The 385-nt window shown below is 70.6% G+C and carries 1 protein-coding gene; it reads right to left on the minus strand.

Going from position 1 to position 385, the window contains the following annotated elements; translation table 11 throughout:
* A partial coding sequence (locus PUR61_RS01355) for an acyltransferase domain-containing protein (RefSeq protein ID WP_329874749.1) occupies positions 1-363 on the minus strand: 363 nt, incomplete at its 3' end.
* Positions 364-385 lie beyond the last annotated feature (22 nt).

The raw sequence follows: 385 nt of genomic DNA on the forward strand, positions 1-385 counted from the left end.
AGTCGCCAACGCCGTGAGCACGGTGGTGACTTCGTCACGGTCGCGGCGCAGCAGCGGCGCGGTGACGGCGTCGGGCTGCTGGACGAGCGCGGACAGCACGCCGTCCGGGCCCAGTTCGACGAACCTGGTGACGCCGTCGAGCGCTTCGAGGGCGTCGAGGGCGTCGGCGAAGCGGACCGGCTTGCGGACCTGGTCCACCCAGTACTCCGGGTCCGACCACTGCCCGACACCGACCGAGCGGCCCGTCACCGACGAAACCGCCGGGACCGAAGGCTCGGCGAAGGACAACCCACGCACCACGGCGCGGAAGTCCTCCAACATCGGCTCCATCAACCGGGAGTGGAACGCGTGACTGGTCCGCAGACGGCTGGACTTCCAACCCCGC

Origin of the sequence: Streptomyces sp. BE20, assembly GCF_036322525.1 — a bacterium.
Taxonomy (GTDB): Bacteria; Actinomycetota; Actinomycetes; order Streptomycetales; family Streptomycetaceae; genus Kitasatospora.